At 59.6% G+C, this 19,517-nt stretch carries 16 protein-coding genes; 8 read left to right on the top strand and 8 right to left on the bottom strand.

Annotation, left to right across the window (positions count from 1 at the left end; translation table 11 throughout):
* Positions 1-106: 106 nt before the first annotated feature.
* Entirely contained in the window at positions 107-1,210 is a 1,104-nt protein-coding gene (gene ychF, locus ACZ47E_RS09270) for a redox-regulated ATPase YchF (protein ID WP_004442957.1), read from the bottom strand.
* A gap of 241 nt (positions 1,211-1,451) precedes the next feature.
* On the opposite strand from ychF, the gene clpS reads away from it, so the two are divergent.
* Positions 1,452-1,763: an ATP-dependent Clp protease adapter ClpS gene (gene clpS / locus ACZ47E_RS09265; protein ID WP_035260429.1), complete on the top strand. Its 312-nt coding sequence runs from the start codon at positions 1,452-1,454 to the stop codon at positions 1,761-1,763.
* Positions 1,764-1,766: 3 nt separating this feature from the next.
* Here the strand turns inward: clpS and ACZ47E_RS09260 are convergent, their stop codons facing one another.
* The 5 genes from ACZ47E_RS09260 to ACZ47E_RS09240 form a co-directional block, all read right to left on the bottom strand.
* Positions 1,767-2,219, bottom strand: a complete 453-nt coding sequence (locus tag ACZ47E_RS09260) for a GNAT family N-acetyltransferase (RefSeq protein WP_004442955.1) — start codon at positions 2,217-2,219, stop codon at positions 1,767-1,769.
* Between the two features lie 7 nt (positions 2,220-2,226).
* A complete protein-coding gene (gene pth, locus ACZ47E_RS09255; RefSeq protein WP_045532026.1) occupies positions 2,227-2,943 on the bottom strand; it encodes an aminoacyl-tRNA hydrolase in 717 nt (238 codons plus the stop codon).
* 99 nt (positions 2,944-3,042) lie between these two features.
* Complete coding sequence (locus tag ACZ47E_RS09250) at positions 3,043-3,756, bottom strand: substrate-binding periplasmic protein (protein ID WP_048902733.1); 714 nt, start codon at positions 3,754-3,756, stop codon at positions 3,043-3,045.
* A 16-nt stretch (positions 3,757-3,772) separates the two neighbouring features.
* The gene (locus tag ACZ47E_RS09245) at positions 3,773-6,160 is read right to left on the bottom strand and encodes an EAL domain-containing protein (protein ID WP_278066923.1); all 2,388 of its coding nucleotides are present in this window, start codon (positions 6,158-6,160) and stop codon (positions 3,773-3,775) included.
* Between the two features lie 298 nt (positions 6,161-6,458).
* The gene (locus ACZ47E_RS09240) at positions 6,459-7,067 is read right to left on the bottom strand and encodes a 50S ribosomal protein L25/general stress protein Ctc (RefSeq protein ID WP_004442950.1); all 609 of its coding nucleotides are present in this window, start codon (positions 7,065-7,067) and stop codon (positions 6,459-6,461) included.
* 302 nt (positions 7,068-7,369) lie between these two features.
* Between ACZ47E_RS09240 and ACZ47E_RS09235 the strand changes: the two genes are divergently transcribed.
* The 3 genes from ACZ47E_RS09235 to adh all read left to right on the top strand — a co-directional run bounded on the left by ACZ47E_RS09235 (position 7,370) and on the right by adh (position 12,196).
* The gene (locus tag ACZ47E_RS09235; protein WP_278066922.1) at positions 7,370-9,451 is read left to right on the top strand and encodes a putative bifunctional diguanylate cyclase/phosphodiesterase; all 2,082 of its coding nucleotides are present in this window, start codon (positions 7,370-7,372) and stop codon (positions 9,449-9,451) included.
* A 94-nt stretch (positions 9,452-9,545) separates the two neighbouring features.
* Positions 9,546-10,505: a helix-turn-helix domain-containing protein gene (locus ACZ47E_RS09230; RefSeq protein WP_278066921.1), complete on the top strand. Its 960-nt coding sequence runs from the start codon at positions 9,546-9,548 to the stop codon at positions 10,503-10,505.
* Between the two features lie 173 nt (positions 10,506-10,678).
* A complete protein-coding gene (adh, locus tag ACZ47E_RS09225; RefSeq protein ID WP_004442948.1) occupies positions 10,679-12,196 on the top strand; it encodes an aldehyde dehydrogenase in 1,518 nt (505 codons plus the stop codon).
* Positions 12,197-12,338: 142 nt separating this feature from the next.
* Here the strand turns inward: adh and ACZ47E_RS09220 are convergent, their stop codons facing one another.
* Positions 12,339-14,603 (bottom strand): methyl-accepting chemotaxis protein, encoded by a 2,265-nt coding sequence (locus ACZ47E_RS09220; protein ID WP_045532019.1) that lies wholly within the window; start codon positions 14,601-14,603, stop codon positions 12,339-12,341.
* A 189-nt stretch (positions 14,604-14,792) separates the two neighbouring features.
* On the opposite strand from ACZ47E_RS09220, the gene ACZ47E_RS09215 reads away from it, so the two are divergent.
* From ACZ47E_RS09215 to ACZ47E_RS09200, 4 genes are read left to right on the top strand one after another with little or no spacing between them, the layout of a single operon-like run.
* On the top strand, positions 14,793-15,632 hold the full coding sequence (locus ACZ47E_RS09215) for a glycosyltransferase family 2 protein (RefSeq protein WP_278066919.1): 840 nt from the start codon (positions 14,793-14,795) through the stop codon (positions 15,630-15,632).
* A 20-nt stretch (positions 15,633-15,652) separates the two neighbouring features.
* The gene (locus tag ACZ47E_RS09210; protein ID WP_278067472.1) at positions 15,653-15,940 is read left to right on the top strand and encodes a lipid-A-disaccharide synthase N-terminal domain-containing protein; all 288 of its coding nucleotides are present in this window, start codon (positions 15,653-15,655) and stop codon (positions 15,938-15,940) included.
* Positions 15,915-17,423: an ArnT family glycosyltransferase gene (locus ACZ47E_RS09205; RefSeq protein ID WP_278066918.1), complete on the top strand. Its 1,509-nt coding sequence runs from the start codon at positions 15,915-15,917 to the stop codon at positions 17,421-17,423. Before ACZ47E_RS09210 ends, ACZ47E_RS09205 begins: the two co-directional genes overlap by 26 nt.
* Entirely contained in the window at positions 17,413-18,261 is an 849-nt protein-coding gene (locus ACZ47E_RS09200) for a phosphatase PAP2 family protein (RefSeq protein ID WP_278066917.1), read from the top strand. Before ACZ47E_RS09205 ends, ACZ47E_RS09200 begins: the two co-directional genes overlap by 11 nt.
* A gap of 229 nt (positions 18,262-18,490) precedes the next feature.
* Here ACZ47E_RS09200 and ACZ47E_RS09195 read toward each other — a convergent pair whose 3' ends face one another.
* Positions 18,491-19,423, bottom strand: a complete 933-nt coding sequence (locus ACZ47E_RS09195; protein ID WP_003522877.1) for a ribose-phosphate pyrophosphokinase — start codon at positions 19,421-19,423, stop codon at positions 18,491-18,493.
* Between the last annotated feature and the right edge of the window lie 94 nt (positions 19,424-19,517).

The following is a 19,517-nucleotide window of genomic DNA, read 5'->3' as shown; positions in this document are numbered from 1 at the left end:
ATCGTTGCCCTTCATCCGACCCTAGGGGCAATCTTCTCCCCGGTCGGGGAGAAGAAACAAGCGGCTAGGCCCGCCCCATAAAAGAAGCAAGCCCGTTCAGATCGCATCAGGTATTAAAGCGGAAGTGGATGACGTCGCCGTCCTGAACCACATATTCCTTGCCTTCGTCGCGTCCCTTGCCAGCTTCCTTGGCGCCGACTTCGCCCTTGTAGGTAACGTAATCGTCAAAGCCGATGGTGAAGGCGCGGATGAAGCCGCGTTCGAAATCGCTGTGGATGACGCCGGCGGCGGCGGGTGCTTTGGTGCCGCGCACGATCGTCCATGCGCGTGTTTCCTTGGGGCCGACGGTGAAATAGGTGATGAGGTCGAGCAGGTGGTATCCCGCACGGATCAGCCGGTCGAGGCCGGCCTCGTTAAGACCAAGGGCCGAGAGAAATTCTTCGGCTTCATCGGCTGGAAGCTGCGCGACTTCGGCTTCGATCGCCGCCGAGATGATCACGCATTCCGCACCCTGTTGCTTCGCCATTTCTGCGACGGCTGCTGTGTGCTCGTTGCCGGACGATGCGTCGGCTTCCGAGACGTTGCAGACATAAAGCACCGGGTGCGATGTCAGAAGGTTGAGGCCTTTGAGGATTTCGATTTCCTCGTCCGCCAGTGTCTTCAAAAGCAGGCGTGCCGGCTTTCCGTCGGTGAGCAGCGCGATGACGGCTTCCATGACAGGCAGTTGGGCGAGAGATTCCTTGTCCTTGCTGGTGGCGCGCTTACGCGTTTGTTCGACGCGGCGTTCCAGGCTTTCGAGATCGGCGAGCATCAGCTCGGTCTCGATCGTTTCGGCATCGCCAACCGGGTTGATGCGGCCTTCGACATGGGTGATATCGTCGTCTTCAAAGCAGCGCAGCACGTGTACGACGGCATCGACTTCGCGAATGTTGGCGAGGAACTTGTTGCCGAGACCCTCGCCCTTCGATGCGCCGCGAACCAGACCGGCAATATCGACGAAGGAGATGCGGGTCGGGATGATTTCCTTCGAGCCGGCGATGTCGGCAAGGATTTTCATGCGCGCATCGGGCACCGCCACTTCGCCGGTATTCGGTTCGATGGTGCAGAAGGGATAGTTGGCGGCCTGTGCGGCGGCCGTTTTCGTCAGCGCGTTAAAAAGAGTGGACTTGCCGACATTCGGCAATCCAACGATACCGCATTTGAAGCCCATGGCTTGAAACCTGTCCGTTTGAAAGAATTCGTTGAGGAGCCTTTTGCGGAAAGGGCGGGGGAAGGTCAAGCCCGCGGGTCGATTTGGGCCGGCAAAGGCTTCTTAAAGGCGAGGAATTCCTGACAGACTTGCCGATGGCGTGGGTGCGGCGCAATATAAGCGGGTCAAGCGATCAATCTTTCGTCATCAACGGGGTTTTCCCATGAGCAACCGCGATGAACGGCAGGCACGAGCGGCCATGATGAGCGACAGTCCTGTCGATCTCAAACCAAAACCGAAGGTCAAGCCAAAGCTGGAGCGGCCGAAGCTCTACAAGGTCATTCTGCTGAATGACGACTATACGCCACGTGAGTTCGTGACTGTGGTGCTGAAAGCCGTGTTCCGCATGAGCGAGGAGACCGGCCACCGGGTGATGATGACGGCGCACCGTTTCGGCAGCGCGGTGGTCGTCGTTTGCGAACGTGATATTGCCGAGACGAAGGCCAAGGAGGCGACCGATCTCGGCAAGGAAGCGGGATTTCCGCTGATGTTCACGACCGAGCCGGAGGAGTGAGCATCAATCCTGCCGGATCTGAAAACCGGTCTTGTTCTGCACGAAGCCGCAGCTTTCGTAAAAGGCGTGAACCTCCGGGCGTTGTTGCCCTGTCAGCAGCATCACCTTGTAACAATTCGCCGCAAAAGCCGCCTCGACGGCATGGCGTACGACCGCGCGGCCATATCCGCGGCCGCGACGGTTTTCCAGTGTCACCACGTTTTCGATAAGAGCATAAGGACGGGCGGCGCGCGTGAGATTTGGAACAATCTGCAGCGTGGCGGTAGCGACCGCTTCCTCGCCTTCGGTCGCAAGAAACACGGTCAGACCCGGCTGGGCGAGCATGGCCGCAAAAGCCGTCTTTGCTTCTTCCGTCGTCATTTCCGGGTCGGATGGATTAAGCGCCCGGTAGAGATCAAGCAATCCAGCCAGATCGCTGGTTCCGGCTTCGCGCGGGGCGATGGTCTTCGAAGACATTCGCGATCTAATCCTTCTTGCCGAACATCCGTTTCAGCATCTCGGCCATCGGCCCGGTCTCCGGCAGCTTTTTAGGCTGGGCGCTGTTGCGTGCCTGGTGGATATGAGACTGCGCGGCGGGTTTGGCTGCCTTGGCCGGCTTCTCGGCTTCGGGCTTGCTGCCCGTGGCCAGCGCCAGCCTGTTCATCAGCTGGGAATCCTCCGCCTTCACCAGCATGGCGGCGTTGTCGGCAATCGCATCCAGCAGCGGCTCCAGCCAGACCCGGTCGGCCTTGGCGAAATCGCCCAGCACATGGCCGTGCACGCGCTCCTTGTCACCGGGATGCCCAATGCCGAGGCGCAGGCGTCGGTAATCCTTACCGCAATGGGCGTCGAGCGATTTCAGGCCGTTATGGCCACCGTGACCGCCGCCGGTCTTGATGCGCACGCGCCCGGCCGGAAGATCGAGTTCGTCATGGATGGCGATGATGTCCGCCGGCGTGAGTTTGAAGAAGCGCATCGCTTCGCCCACGGATTCGCCCGACAGGTTCATATAGGTCTGCGGTTTCATCAGCAGGACCTTTTCTCCGGCGATCTCGCCTTCGGAAATCTCGGCCTTGAATTTCTTTGACCAGGGCGCGAACGAAGGCAGGCGCTGTAACGCATCCACCGCCATGAAGCCGATATTGTGCCGGTTTCCGGCATATTGCGTGCCGGGATTACCAAGTCCTGCGATGATCTTCATGAAGCATGTCCGCGTTGTGCCTGATGATGCTGTTGTCACCACCCTGAAATCCGCTGGCTGTCAATCTTTTTGTGGGGGTGCGGCAATGCCGGCCGACGCTCAGGGCCTGATGAGATCGTAACGGTCGAAGATCCGCTGTTGTGTCCCGTCGGCGATCAGCTCATCGAGACGGGCCTGCAATTTCGCGATAACCTCGTCCGGCACGCTCTTGTTGCAGGCAAGCCCAAGCTGCTGTCTCGACAGCGTTATCACTTCCCTGAAAGTGTGCGCCGGCAGGCTTTTGAAGGTGCTTTCCGACATGGGCATAAGGTCGATGCGTCCGGCCGTCAGCTTGTGAAGCGTGATCTCGAAATCCGCGCCGACATCCACCTGCGGAAAACCGAGCGTTTCCAGAAGGGTTTCGGTGTAGTCACCGCGCTGGGTTCCAACCCGGTATTTCTTGGCGTCTTCGAGGCTCACGACATTGATATTCGCCTTGCGCCGCGCCACGAGAATGTTGCGATCGATATGGATTGGCGAGACCCATTTGAAGAGCTTTTCCCGCTCGGCGGTCCTCGCCGTGGCGAAGGCACAATGCATCGGCTGTGTTGTGGCGAGGGCGATCGCCCGGGCCCACGGCATGACGGCGACCTCGTAGCTGGTGCCGGTGTCCTCAAGAATGATCTTGAGCTGGTCGAAATAGACGCCGCGTACGCTGCCGTCACTGCCCTGCAGGTTGTAGGGCGGGTAGACTTCCGTGGTGAGGAAAAGCTTGGCCGCGCAGACGGGATTGGCAAGAGCAAGAAAGACCAGGCAAAAGCGGATCAATCCCATAACTACTCCCCGCGGCTCAGGCTTGTCGCGCCGCTGTGCGGCTTTGTCCAGACCCGGCCTCATAGGCGGCAATCAGCCGCTCGACGCGCTGCGGGCGAGCGAAAAAGTAACCCTGGCCATAATCGGCACCCATATCCGCCAGAAGCAGCTTCTGCTCCTCCGTCTCGACACCCTCGGCGATGACAACGCAATTCATCTTGTGCGAGATGGCTGCGATACCTTCGACGAGCATGCGGTTGCGCTGCCGGATTTCCACCGTATCGTCGCAGATCGAGCGGGTGAAGGATTGGTCGATTTTTACAATATCGACCGGAAAGCGGCTGAGATAGCTGAGCGACGAGTAACCCGTGCCGAAATCATCCAGCGCGATGCGGCAACCCAGCTGATGGATGGCGGTGAGGATCGCCCGGATCTGCGGATCGTCCTTCATGATGACCGCTTCGGTGATTTCGATGACCAGCCGCCCGGGAAGAATGCCGTGCCGGTGCAACAGTCCGGCAATGCGTGTCGGCAGTCCCGGTTCGAACTGCAATGGCGAAAAATTCACCGCCACATAGGTTTGCGCCATGCCCGGCAGGCGCGACAGCCTGGCGAGATTGGCGACCGACTGATCAAGGATCACGTTGCCGATACGGTGAATGGTCCCGTTCTCTTCCGCAAGGCTGATGATGGCAGCAGGGGAAAGCAACCCCTTATCCGGATGGTTGAGGCGCAGCAAGGCCTCGAAACCCGCTGTCTGGCCGGTTGCAATGTTTTGAATTGGCTGAAAGTAGGCCTCGAACCAGTCTTCGGAAAGCGCCTGCGCGATATCCCGTTCCAGTTCCGCATGTTCGCGAGCCCTGTCCATGATCGAGCTGTCGAAGACCTGGGAGCCGTTCTTGCCTGTCCGCTTGCGGGTATACATGGCCATGTCGGCGTTCTGCAGAAGCTCGGAGGCACTCGCGGCGTGAAGGGGGTAGACCGCCATACCGATACTGGCGCTGAGGCGGATGCTGTTGTTCTCGATTTCAAATGGAGTGTCCAGCAGGGTGCAGATGCGCTCACAGAACTGCAGGGCGCGCTCTTCCACCTTGTCACCGGCCAGCAGGATTGCGAACTCGTCTCCGCCCAGACGCGAGGCGCTGTCCAGCGGTGTCAGCAGCGGCTGCAGTTTTAATGTGAATTCGCGCAGAACGGCGTCGCCTGCGGCGTGACCGAGATTGTCGTTGATGGCCTTGAACCGGTCGAGATCTATGAACAGGCACGCGAGTTCGCTGCCGTTCCTGTCCGCATCGCGAATCTGCAGGTCGAGGATGGCCTCGAAGCCCTGACGGTTGAAGAGGCCGGTCAGATGGTCGGAAATGGCCTGCTGGCGATTACGTTTTTCCGACTGCCGAAGTTCGGTCACGTCGGTCATAACGCAGAGGCAGGTGCTGTGATGGGCCGTATCGCTGGAATCGAGGGCTTTTTCTAGGATGAGGGCATCCATGACGCTGCCATCCCTGCAGTGGAAGCGAACGGTGATGCCTGCCTGTTGGGTGTCAGCCGCCTGATGCGCCGCCTTGCGTTCCTGGAATAATGTCCGGTCATCGGGGTGGATGAGGTCGGCGAAATTCAGGCCGAGTATTCTGGCGCGGTCATAACCGGTCGCCTGCACCCAGTAGTCGCTGACGGCGGCGATCCTGTCGTGCCTGTCCAGCGAAAACAGCATGGCCGGCGTGCGGTTGTAGATTTCCGTCTTGCGGGCGTGGGCGTTCTTTATCTCCAGCTCTTCCTTTTCGAGCTGGCTCTGCATTTCGTTGAAACTTTTCGCCAGCCGGCCGATCTCGTCTTTCGACCGCCAGTCGACGTGGTGGCGGGAGCCGAGGCGTCGTGTCGCTTCTATTGCCGCGGCCAGCCGCATCAGCGGACGGATGACCATGAAGCGGTTACCGGCAATGGCGGCAAGGACCATGGTGAGAATGGCGAGGATGAAAATCGTGATAAAGGCCAGTTCGGTGCGGCTTAGGGAGGTCAGAAGACCGACATCATCGTAATACACCGTCAATTGGCCGACCGTGACGGGCCCCTTGGTCGTCTTGTAGATGACCTCGCGCGTCGTCGAGGCGGCATCCTGGATGATGTCGCTGCCGGCGGTCTGAACGACATCAAGCTGGCCGGACGTATCCTTGACCTCGACCATACGGATCATGGGATCGGAGACAAGGGTTCCGGTAATCTGGTTTATCGTGTCGTCATCGAGGTCCCACAGGGGGCGGGCCAGCGCCTGCGTATTCGTCGACAGCAGAATTTCGATATGGTTGCGCTGGCTGCGAATAGCCTCGTTATAAGAAAGTGTCAGCAAAAGCGTGAAGAGCGGGGCGACCACTGTAAGAAGTGCGCCGGAAACAATCGCGATAAAGCGACTTTCGACGGAATGAGCCATGTTCGATTGCAGCTACCCTTTGCCCCAGACTTGCTGCGCCGTGTTTCATCCTTTCGGACAGAGATGCGTCAGATTCCGGGCCGAGCCCTTTCCCCACGCTATTTCTCGACCCGCCGGTGTTTCCATGAGGGCGCAAGGGTATCGTTTCATGGAAGTGTTAATCGACGCTGAAACAGGGCCCGCATCGCTGGCGGGGAGCGAGCTTTCTGTTTTTAAAGTTCATAAAAACTAAAAGGCCCGTTCCGGAAACGGAACGGGCCTTGTTCTTCAAAGCTGTCCGGCCTTGCGGCCGCCGATTTTATTCCTCGGAAGCTTCTTCAGTTGCTTCTTCTTCAACGCCTGCTGCCGGGGCAACGATCGTTGCGATCGTGAAGTCACGGTCGGCGATAACGGGCGTGATGTTCTTCGGCAGCTTGACGTTCGAGATGTGAACGCTGTCGCCGATCTTCAGGCCGGAGAGGTCAACCGTGATGGCTTCCGGAATGTCGTTGGCCGGGCAGTGGAATTCCACCGTGTGGCGAACGATGTTCAGAACGCCGCCGATCTTGATGTCCGACTTTTCTTCGTTTTCGAAGTGAACCGGAATTTCGACGTTGACGAGCGTGTTGCCCGAAACGCGCAGGAAGTCGACATGCATGGTGAAGTCGCGGACCGGATCAAGCTGGTAATCCTTCGGGAGAACCTTGATCTTCTTGCCGTCGACGTCGATCGTCGCCACCGTCGTCATGAAACCGCCGGCGTGGATACGCTTGGTGACTTCGTTGGTGGACAGGGCGATAGAAATGGGGGCCTGCTTGTCACCATAGATGACAGCGGGAATCAAACCGTTGCGGCGAAGTTCACGAGAGGACCCCTTACCAACTCGTTCGCGCGCCTCGGCCTTGAGCTCATACGATTCTTTGCTCATGGCAATTCCTTTCGAGGTTATATGGAGAGTTCATGCCCGCGGGCGCTGAACTGGGGAGGCGGCAAGCGCCATCCCACCCGCGTTGCCTCCAAGGGTGTCTACACGGGTGCGGGCGCTATAATACAAACGGGAGACAAAGACAAGAGAGGCCTGCTTTTCGATCGCACGCCTTGCGGGTTTATTAGGTTGTACTAATTCACTCGCATGTTGCAACTTTTAATATGTGCTTATCCATTCATGTAAACCGGGCGAAAACTTGGCGAATGATAAGGCTACGCGAAATTCCAACTGCGTAGATGACAATGCTCAAAGTTCTCCAGTGCCTTACCATCGATCACGACTATCGATATACCGTCGCAGCGGTTTTCGTCTGCATGCTCGGTAGTTTCGTGTCGATGCGCCTTTTTTCGAAAGCACGTCTGGCGACGGGGGTGCAGAAGGTCAACTGGCTGTTTCTGGCAGGTGTCAATGGCGGCGCGGCGATATGGACCACCCATTTCGTGGCGATGCTGGGCTATGTTGCCGCGGGTGACGTGGGATACGATCCGTATCTGACCGGGCTGTCACTTCTGATTGCGATTACCACAACGACTGCCGGTTTCGGAATTTCTGCCTATGGCGGGCGCAGCGTGCTGGTGGAAGCCGGCGGGATCATCCTTGGTCTCGGCATTGCAGCCATGCACTACACCGGCATGGCGGCCTACAATGTTCAGGGCATGATTTTCTGGGATCAGAACTATGTCATCGCGTCCCTCATGCTGGGGGCAGTGCTGGGCGCCGTTGCAGTCAATCGGGTCTCGCGGCCCGTCAACCGGTTCTGCCAGTACAGCGCGGTGGCGTTTCTGATCCTGGCGATAGCGTCGATGCATTATACCGGCATGGCCTCCATGTCTTTCGCCTTCGACCCGCGCATCGTCATTCCTGAAAATCTGCTGCCGCCGGCCATCATGGGCGGAGGTGCCATTGCGGTAACGCTGTTGCTGCTGGCACTGGGGCTTTCCACTTATGTCATCGACGCCCAGTCCACCCAGCAGGCAGTCGCCCGCTATCGCCATCTTTCGCTGCACGATCCGCTGACCGGCATTCCCAACCGGGCAGCCTTCATCGAACATCTCAATCGTCGCACCCGTCATATTTCGTTGGGCGCACACACCGCGCTTCTTTCCATCGATCTCAACCGTTTCAAGGAAATCAATGACGTTCACGGCCATGCGGCGGGCGACGCCGTGCTTCGCACCATCGCCGACCGGGCGAGTTCCGTGCTGAAGGCCGGCGAATTTCTGGCGCGCATGGGCGGTGATGAATTCGTGGCGATGACAAATTCCTATTATACCCGCGCCGATGGCGCCGAATTCGCCCAGAGGCTGATCGACCAGATCAGCAGGCCGGTGGAATGGAACGGGCAGACATTTTCGGTCGGTGCGAGTGTGGGCATTTCGGTCCGCAATACCGGCTCCATCGATGCCGATACGCTGATGGCGCAGGCGGATGTCGCGATGTACCGGGCAAAAAGCGGCAGTTCGGATACGATCTGCTTTTACGATAAATCGATGGATGAGGCCGCGCGCGAGCGCAATGTGCTTGCCGTCGCCATGCGCAGCGGCCTCGCCAATAACGAGTTCGAGCTTTATTACCAGCAGCAGAACGACACCAGAAGCGGCAGTATCGTCGGCTTCGAAGCGCTTTTGCGCTGGAACCATCCCGATCGGGGCATGATTTCTCCCGCCGAATTCATCCCGATCGCGGAGCAGACGGGGTTCATCGTCGAACTCGGCGAGTGGGTTCTGAGAGAAGCCTGCGCGCAGGCGGCACTCTGGAAAAAATCGCTTTCCATTGCGGTGAATGTGGCGCCGCAGCAGCTTGCGGATAACGAGTTCCCGGACAAGGTCGAAAAAATCCTGGCAGAAACGGGCCTTGCGCCTGAAAGGCTCGAGCTGGAAATCACCGAGGGCAGCATCATCGCCGATCACCGCCATGCGCTTGTCACCATCCGCAAGCTCAAGGCGCTCGGCGTCAAGATCGCGATGGATGATTACGGCACGGGCTATTCCTCGCTTTCGACGCTGCAGAGTTTCCCTTTCGACAAGATCAAGATCGACCGCGCCTTCATCGACGGGCTGTCGACCAATGTGCAGTCCGAAGCGATCGTGCGTTCGACGCTTATTCTGGCACATAGCCTGAATATTCCCGTGCTTGCGGAGGGTGTGGAGACCAAGGCCCATGTCGAGTTCCTGCGCCGCGAAGGCTGCCTGCAGGTGCAGGGCTTCTTTTTCGGCAAGCCCGGTCCGCTGACATCCATTGCCAGCCTCGTGGATGACACCTTCCTGTCCGTTGAGGACGAACCGGAGGTCACTGCCGGCAGGCGTTACTTCAAGGCGGTCTGACCGTCAGCTGCGCCTCCGATGCCGGTCGCGAAGTTTTTTGTTGAAACATCGACGCTTCCAGCGCACCATCGCCCAAAAGCTTTGGGAGGAGCGCATGCCGACAGACATCGCCCATGCGGAACGCGTGTATGAAACCGCACGCCACCGTTCCGCAGCCGCAAGTTCGCCGATTGTCGCCTCGTGGCGTCGCTGCATGGTCAAGCACCGTCTTGCACCGGAAGAAAATCGCAAGCCGATCTTTCTCAGCGAGACGGAGTTTCGGCGCGCCCGTGAAAGTGCCGCTGGCCTGATTGCTGAAAGCACCGACGAACTTGACCGAATTTTCCACAGTGTCGGGAGATCCGGCTGCTGCCTGCTCCTGACCGATGCTCAGGGCGTTGCGCTGGAGCGGCGAGGCGCGTCCGGCGATGATCGCGATTTCCGGGCGCTCGGCCTTTGGTCCGGCGCCGTCTGGAGCGAAGAGAGCGTTGGCACAAACGGCATAGGCACCGCGCTCGTCGACGAGCGTTCGGTGGTTGTCTATCGTGACCAGCATTTCTTCACGTCGAATACGGAACTGTGCTGCACCACGGCTCCCATTCGCGATCATACCGGCCGGGTGACGGGTGCGCTCGATATTTCCACCTGCCGCGACGACATCAACGAGATGACCTTTTCTTTTGTCACCCAGGCGGTGAAGGACGCGGCGCAGCGCATCGAGGGCAATCTGTTCCGCCGTGCCTTTCCGGGGGCACGCATCGTCGTCGTGCCAAGTGGGTTCGGGGCGGCGCTTTCGCTGCTCGCCGTGGATCAGGACGATCTCGTGCTCGGCGCGACCCGCGCCGCTCGTCTTGCGCTGAAGCTGGACGATGCCGGCATCGCGCAGGGTCTCCCGGCCGCGGATATCCTGCAGGAACAGCGCCATGACAGCGGTTCCGACCTCGCGGAAGCGGAGCGTTCGGCGCTGCGGCGCGTGTTGTCGCGCACCAACGGCAATGTCACGCAGGCCGCGTCCTTGCTCGGCATCAGCCGGGCCACGCTTCATCGCAAGATGAAGAAATTCGACGTTCATTGACGTTCTTGTGGTTGCGATCCGGCCGATCACGCCGGATCAACGCGGCTTTGTCGCAGATGTGAGACAATGTGCGCTGCGGAACCGCGTCGCCCCTCTACCGAACCGCGCCATCTGGGCCCACCTTCCTTTCATGCGGTCCGCTCAGGATCGTTTTCATCAGGGAGGATGAAATCATGAATATTCAGGTTCAGCAGAAAGCGGGCGAAGCGCCCTTCAAGCTGAAATACGGCAATTACATTGGCGGCAAGTGGGTGGAGCCGAAATCCGGCCGCTACATGGACAATCTCTCGCCGGTGACCGGCCACAAGATCTGCGAAGTGCCGCGTTCGGATGCAGCCGACATCGAGTTTGCGCTCGACGCGGCCCACAAGGCCCGCGACAAATGGGGCAAGACGAGCATAACCGAGCGCTCCAACATCCTGCTCAAGATCGCCCAGCGCATTGAAGACAATCTAGATCTCATCGCCCGGGCTGAAACCTGGGATAACGGCAAGCCGCTGCGTGAAACCACCAATGCGGATATCCCGCTCGCCATCGACCATTTCCGCTATTTCGCAGGCTGCATCCGCGCTCAGGAAGGCACGATCGGCGAGATCGATAACGATACCGTCGCCTATCACTTCCATGAACCGCTCGGTGTCGTCGGCCAGATCATTCCATGGAACTTCCCGATCCTGATGGCTGCGTGGAAACTCGCACCGGCGCTTGCAGCAGGCAATTGCGTGGTGCTGAAGCCGGCCGAGCAGACGCCCGCCTCCATTCTCATCGTGATGGAGCTGATTGAAGACCTTCTGCCGCCTGGCGTCCTCAACATCGTCAATGGTACTGGCCTTGAAGCCGGCAAGCCGCTGGCGCAGAGCAACCGCATCGCCAAGATCGCCTTTACCGGTTCCACCTCGGTCGGCAAGGAAATCATGCGTTATGCCGCCGACAACGTCACCAACATCACCTTGGAACTGGGCGGCAAGTCGCCGAACATCTTCTTTGCCGACGTGATGAACGAGGACGATGCCTTCCTCGACAAGGCGCTGGAAGGTTTTGCCTTCTTCGCGCTGAACCAGGGTGAGGTCTGCACCTGCCCCTCGCGTGCTCTGGTGCATGAATCGATCTATGACCGTTTCATGGAAAAAGCGATCAAGCGCGTTCAAGCCATCAGCCAGGACGATCCGCTCAATCCGTCGACCATGCTGGGCGCACAGGCCTCGCAGGAACAGTTTGACAAGATCATGAGCTATCTGGAGATCGGCAAGAAGGAAGGTGCCAAGGTTCTGACCGGCGGCGACCGCAAGACGCTGACAGGTGATCTGAAGGACGGTTATTACATTCAGCCGACCGTCTTTGAGGGCAACAACAAGATGCGGATTTTCCAGGAGGAAATCTTTGGTCCCGTTGTCTCCGTCACGACCTTCAAGACGGTGGAAGAGGCGCTCGAAATCGCCAATGACACGGTTTACGGGCTGGGCGCTGGCGTCTGGAGCCGTGACACGAACATCGCCTACCGCGCCGGGCGGGGCATCGAAGCGGGCCGTGTGTGGACGAACTGCTATCACGTCTATCCGGCGGGTGCGGCCTTCGGCGGCTACAAGCAGTCTGGCATCGGTCGCGAGACCCACAAGATGATGCTCGACCACTACCAGCAGACCAAGAACCTGCTCGTGTCCTACAGCCCGAACAAGGTTGGTTTCTTCTGAGGTCCTCCCCGGAAGCCGGCGAGGGGCTGTGGTGCCAGGTCGCCGGCGTGTTCCCAGGGGCTTCTGCCCCTGGGAGCCCGGACCGGGTTTTCAGGCAAAATAAAAGGCCGGAGGTTTTGCCTCCGGCCCTTTTTGTTGCGCATCATGCCGCGTAACGCTGGTCTCGCCGGCGGGGATCGCCCACGGAGAATTGCCCCACCTGTTCGGTCAGGCCATCCGCCTCGTTGGCGAGCGAGAAGGCGGCGGCCGTTGTCTCCTCCACCATGGCGGCGTTCTGCTGCGTCACGTGGTCGAGTTCATTGACGGAGGCATTGATCTCGCTGAGACGGCCGGATTGTTCGCGCGACGCGGTAGCGATTTCGCCGATCTGGTCGTTGACCGACTGGATGCGTTTCTGGATCTGTTCCAGGCTTTCACCGGTCTTCAGCACCAGCGCCACACCGCTTTCCACATCACCCGCAGAGGTGGCGATGAGCTGCGTGATGTCGCGGGCGGCGGCGGCCGATTTCTGGGCCAGTTCGCGAACTTCCTGCGCCACAACTGCAAAGCCCTTGCCGGCCTCGCCGGCGCGCGCTGCTTCAACACCGGCATTCAGCGCCAGAAGATTGGTCTGGAAGGCAATCTGGTCGATGACATCGATGATCTGGCGAATTTTGGCCGAAGAGGTCTCGATGCGTTCCATGGCAACGATCGCTTCTTTGACGACAGCCGTGGATCTATGGGCATCCTGCATCGTATCCGCCGTAGCGGCGACGGCGACATTGCAGCGCGACAGCGACAGATTGACAGCCTGCGTCATGTCTCCGAGCGCCGCTGCCGCCTCCTCGAGGGCTGCTGCCTGACGTTCTGTGCGCCGCGACAGGTCTTCCGAGGCGCTTTTCAGCTCGCCGGAACCGGAGCGGATGGCATTGGCGCTTCCGCCGATATTGGAGATCGTCGCTTCCAGCCCTGCCATGGAGTTGTTGAAGTCGATGCGCAGATGATCGAGTGACGGAACGAAGGATTTTTCGATGCGAAGATCGAGCCTGCCGGCGGCGAGATTGGCAAGACCGGTGGCGAGCGCGTCCACGGCTTCTTCCAGTTCCCTGGCGCTTCTTGCCTTCTCCATCTCGCGCTGGGCGCGTTCCTCGTCCAGTTCTTCACCCTTGCGGTGGGCTTCGGCTTCCATCCGCTGCTTGTCCAGAATGCCCTGGCGGAAGGATTCCAGCGCGCGCGCCATGGTGCCGATCTCGTCGCCACGGGAAACTGCCTTGATCTCGATGTTGTTTTCACCGCCGTTCAGGCGCTCCATAAGACCGGCTAGTCCGGTCAACGGCTTGGTCAGGCTCGCGGAAACGAAAATCCCGATCAGCGTCATTATTGCAAGTACGGCCAGCGTTGCGACCGCTGCCCAGAAGGCGAGATCGTTGGCAGCGGCGAGAACCTTGCTTTCCTGCTGGCCGATGGCAAGAAGATGTTTCTGTCCGAAGACGGCGACCGGACGATAGGCATAGAAGATATTGCCCGCAGGTGTCTGCGCCATGACCGTTCCGGCGTCGTTTACGTTGGAAAGGGCAGCGAGACTTTCGGAAACGGCAGCATCCGCACCGCCCGAGAGGACGCCAGCCCTGAGTTTCCCGTCGGCGCTCAGGAGAACGGCGTCATCGATGGTCTTGCCGGTTTCCTCGGGCGTCACCACCGCGCCGATGCGATCGGCGGCGATGCGCATGATAACGGCACCCTTGCGCTGGAGCTGACCCCAGTTGGAGACGGCGAGCGGCATGCCGATCATGGCCGAATTATTCTCGCCATCGCTGAAGCCCGTGGTGCTGACGACGCCGTCCTTGCCGGCTTCGATGCGGTCGAACAGCTCCTTGATCGCGGCGTTCTGCGGTTCCGTTACATTGGTCAGGAAGTTCTTTCCCTTGGTCACGGAATAGATAATCAGGCCGTTCTTGTCGATCACGTAGATATCGCTGACACGGGTATTACGCCAGACGCTGGCAATGGCGGCGTTGATGGTCGCATGACGAATGGCGTAGAGCAGCCGCAACCCTTCGCCGTTGAAGGAGGCGCGCTCCTCTTCGGAGACGCCCTCTCGGCGGAAAGCCTGGATGATGGCGTCCTTTTCCGTTGGAACAACGGTGGTCATCGTTTCGAGCGCCTGGGCCACCGCGGCGTTCTGCGACAGTTCGGAAATGCTTTGTTCGACGCGCAACGTATAGGCATCAAGCTGCTTGGACTGGTTGCCTGCAACCGTTTCGAGCCTGATCTTGCTGGCGTCGATCAGCCCCGATTTACCCATCTCGTAGGACAGCAGCCCCACCGACAGGCAGGAAACCAGTGTCGCACCGGTAACGAGCGCGGCAAATTTGGCTTTAATTGACAATGATTTAGCTTTGACAGCAGTCGGATTTCCACCCGGCATCCTGTTTTCCTCCCCCCAAAAAACGTGGCCGTACCGTTGCAAAAATTGTTTACGGTCGCGTTAAAGGACAGGGAATTGTAGGATAATTTCCCGCATGGCGTGAAAAAATCGAAGAGCCGCGCGGATAGGCACCACGTAATAAAACTGCAACAGAACGGGCGCATATCCAGCGAAGATCAACGGCTGTTCATGTTCATGCAAGCTTTTCACGCTCCTTCTCTCGCCACAATCGATGATGTTTGCGGAACCCGCGCAGACGGATGTGACGGAGCCAATTTGCGATCTGCCCCGGATTTTGCCGTTGTGGTGCCCATGCACAATGAAGAAGCGAGCGTTGAAACGCTGGTGGCAGAGATCGTGAGCGCCTGTGCGACGGTCGGCCGCTTCGAGATCGTGGTAGTGGATGACGCTTCTTCTGACCGCACGGCGGAAGCGGTTCTGGAGCTCGCTGCCCGTTACAGCATGTTGCGGCTGGTGCGGCACGACCGCCAGGGCGGTCAATCGGCTGCGATCCACAGCGGAGTGCAGGCGGCGCGCGCGCCTATCGTATGTATGCTGGACGGCGACGGCCAGAATCCGCCGGACAATCTGCCGGCACTTCTTGCACCGCTTCTGTCCACCAATGCACCGCGCCGGCTTGGGCTGGTGGCCGGCCAGCGCGTCGGCCGGCGCGACACGCTGGGAAAACGCCTTTCCTCCCGCTTTGCCAACGGGCTTCGGGCGCGAATTTTGAAGGATGGCACGCGCGATACCGGCTGCGGCCTCAAGGCCTTTCGCCGCGACGCCTACCTCGCTTTGCCCTATTTCGACCATCACCACCGCTACTTCCCGGCGCTGTTCAATCGTGACGGCTGGCAGGTCGCCCATGTCGACGTCACGCACCGGGCGCGGCTGCATGGAAATTCCCATTATACCAATATCGGCCGGGCGCTGGTGGGCATCCACGACCTGATCGGCGTCGCATGGCTTTTGCGCCGGCGCAAGCGGTCAAGCTGGGCTGAAACTTTCATAACGGAGACATTGCCGTGAACGTACCGGCTTTATGGTCCATGCTGCATGTGAACAGCTGGGAAGAATTCGTATGGGTCTTGACCGGTTTCATGGGCCAGATGCTGTTCACCATGCGTTTTCTGGTTCAATGGATTTCATCGGAACGGGCCAACCGGTCGGTCATGCCGGTGGCTTTCTGGTATTTTTCGATTCTTGGCGGTGTGGTGCTGCTCTCCTATGCACTGTGGCGGCGCGATCCGGTCTTTGTTATCGGGCAGGCATCCGGCCTCTTTATCTATGCTCGAAATCTCTGGTTGATCCATGCAGAACGCCGCCAGCATGCATGAGGCGGCGACCCTGCCTTATGCGCGGGCAGGCGCTGAGCGCCAATGGCTGACATTCGCGTTTTCGGCGATTGTCCTCGTAACTGCCCTGCGCGTCCTCGGGCTCGCCTTCAACCGCACCGACCTTTTTGTCGATGAGGCGCAATACTGGCTGTGGGGTCGCGAAATGGCGCTCGGCGCCTATTCCAAGCCACCGCTCATCGGCTGGCTTATTCGCGCGGCCACCATTCTGGGCGGCGGGGAGGGCACGTTTCAGGTGCGGCTCGCCGCACCCGTCGTGCATGGCGTTGCGGCGGCGGCCATTTTTGTGCTCGGCCGCATGATCTATGATGTCAGGCTGGCCTCGCTTGCGGCAGTGATCTATCTGACCTTGCCAGCCGTGACGCTCGGCAGCCTGCTGATCTCGACCGATACGCCGATGATGCTGTTCATCGTGCTGTCGATGATATCCGTGCGCAAGCTTGCGCTCGCCCGCAGCGAGGGCAGGGCGGCGTTGGGTTGGAGCATCGCTCTGGGTCTCTGTTTCGGCCTCGGGCTGATGTCGAAATATGCGATGATCTATTTTCTGCCGTGCTTCATCGCCGCCAGCTGGCTTTGCGAAGCATGGCGGATCCGGCCGCGTGACGCGGTCATTGCTGCGCTCGTCTGCGTTGCCGTCATCGCGCCCAATCTGTGGTGGAATGCGGCCCATGATTTCATGACGGCACGCCACACCGCCGACAATGCCAACTGGCACGGTGTCCAACTCAAGATCGGCTCCGCGCTTGAATTCTTCTTTTCCCAGGCAGGTGTGGTTGGGCCATACGTCTTCGTCGGTATGATTGTTGCGACAATCCGCGCAAAAACCGGTGAAGCACGCGCACTCGTCGCTCTTTCCGTACCGATCGTGCTTTTGATCACGGCACAGGGTCTCATGTCGCGGGCACTCGCCAATTGGGCGGTGGGAGCTTATGCGGCAGGCGTACTGCTGGCGGTGCCGATCCTGGCATCGCGACGTTGGCTCATCGTATCCACACTGGTCCTCGGCGGCATCGTCGCAATCGCGCTGCCGCTGATGACGATAGTGGGAACGGGCCTGCGCCTGCCGAACGGTAAACTGGCGATGGCACGTTATCTCGGAAGCTCCGAGCTGGTATCGACCGGCCTGTCGCGGGCGCGTGAAGCAGGTGCGGACGCAATTGTCGCCAATGATCGTTCGATATTGGCCGAGCTCTTTTACCAGTTGCGGGACGAGAAACAGATGTTGACGCGTGCGCTTCCGGAAACCGGCGTGCCATCCAGCCATTATGCCCTTCTTTATCCATTGAAGCCGGGCGAAGCGAAAAATCCGCTGTTTCTGGCAAGTGCCGATGGCTTGCCGGCGTGTCTTGCAGGCGAGGAGCCGGTGGCGCACTGGACCGCCGGCCCGGGCTTTGCCGAGGGCAGGGAAATCGGGCTGTGGCGCCTGCCACCACAGTGCATCCCGGAGAGCGCCAATGGACAATGATGTCTCGCATATGCGGATCACCATCTGGGTCACGTTCGCAGCGCTTGCGCTGGTGATCCTGTTTGCGACCTTTCCCTCTATAGATCTGCGCTTTTCCGCCTTGTTTTTCTCGCCGGTGGGCCAGCCATGGCCTGGCCGGGAGCCGTTTCCCGAATGGCTGCGCGACACGTTGCGGGAAGGTGTCGAGCTCGCCGCGCTTCTGACTTTCCTGGTCCTCGTCGGCAATCTCCGGCTCGGCACTTCGCAGCGAACCGGCTGGCGAGTCTGGGCGTTCCTTTGTGGTCCCGTGATCCTCTGTGCCGGGCTGCTGGTCAACGGCGTGCTGAAGGCCATGATCGGTCGCGCGCGTCCGTTCAGCGTTACCGAATTTGGCGGGCATCAGCTTTTCACCCCACCTTTTCAGTTCAGCACGCAATGCTATTCGAACTGTTCGTTTTCTTCGGGTGAAACCGCGCTGATCGCGAGTTTTTTCCTGCCTCTCTGTGTGCTTGTCTGGCCGCGCCTGCGGCCCTATGGGCGATGGGTAGTTGGTGCCCTTGCCGCCGGGGCAATCATTCTCATGTCCGGTCTTCGCATCGCGGCCGGCGGGCATTTCCTCAGCGATGTGGTGATGTCCATCCTGTTTTCGGCCCTGACGACACTGTTTCTGTACCGGGTGCTGGCGATAAGCCACCACCGTCACCTCTTCAGCGGTGCTGCCATCTCAGCCGATACGATCAGCCTTTGGCGCAATGGCCGCCACGCCATACTTACCCGTGTTCGGGGCTGGTGGCCGAAAATCAGGGCTGCAGCCACCCGTCTCCAACGGCCCCCGGACACGGGTGCGGCGTCGTCTTAGTTGGGAGTTCGAGGTGCAGCATCGCTGGGGTGGGAGCGAGCGGCAAGACAGTTCCGACTTATCCTCGGGGTTGTCCCTATTGCCCGCGCGCCTTGATTTTATCGACGTGGTTAGCTCCTCGGCACAAGGCCGAGGATCACGTTGAGTGAATAAGCGTCCACTTTGGCTCAAGCGCATGCCGGAAAAACCGGCAGACGTAGGAAACCCTCAGCGTGATTGCTGAATTTATTCAGTCGAACAGGCCGGAAACCGACTGTTCCTGCGCGGTCCGGTTGATTGCTTCGCCGAGCAGGCCGGCGGTGCTCACCACGCGGATATTATGCGCGGACTGGACACCGGTGGTCGGCTGGATGCTGTCGGTGATGACGAGTTCGCGCAGCTTGGAAGAGGCCACGCGGGCCACCGCGCCGCCGGACAGTACGCCATGGGTGATATAGGCAGTAACGCTGGTCGCGCCCTTTTTCAGCAGGGCTTCAGCGGCGTTGCAGAGCGTGCCGCCGGAATCGACGATGTCGTCAATGAGGATGCAGTCCTTGCCGGAGACATCGCCGATGACGTTCATGACTTCGGATTCGCCGGGACGGTCACGGCGCTTGTCGACGATGGCCAGAAGACAGTCGAGGCGCTTTGCCAGCGCACGGGCGCGAACCACACCACCGACGTCAGGCGAAACGACCATGACATTGTTGGTGTCGTAGTGATCCTTCACGTCGCGGGCAAGAATCGGTGCTGCAAAGAGATTGTCGGTGGGGATATCGAAAAAGCCCTGGATCTGTCCGGCATGAAGATCGAGGGTGAGAACGCGGTCGGCGCCGGCTTCGGTAATGAGATTGGCAACGAGCTTGGCGGAAATCGGAGTGCGGGGGCCGGCTTTGCGGTCCTGGCGGGCGTAACCGAAATAGGGAAGCACCGCGGTAATTCGTTTGGCCGAGGAGCGGCGCATGGCATCGATCATGATGAGCAGTTCCATCAGATGATCATTTGCCGGGAAGGAGGTGGACTGGACGATAAAGACGTCCTCGCCGCGCACGTTCTCGCTGATTTCTACGAATATTTCCTGGTCAGCAAACCGCTTTACAGTGGCATTTCCGAGAGGAACATTAAGATACTTGCAGATCGCTTCGGCAAGGTGCCGGTTCGAATTGCCTGCGAAAACCTTCATTGCGGCCGCCTGTTTCCATGCCATCGCCTTGCGCCACGGGGCTCAATCCGCCGTAACCAAGCGTCGTTCAAGGGGAGGAACATCCGGCTGAAAA

This window comes from Agrobacterium sp. 5Ca39, assembly GCF_055382365.1.
Note: the sequence above shows the minus strand (reverse complement) of the source record. Positions and strands in the feature narration are given on the sequence as shown.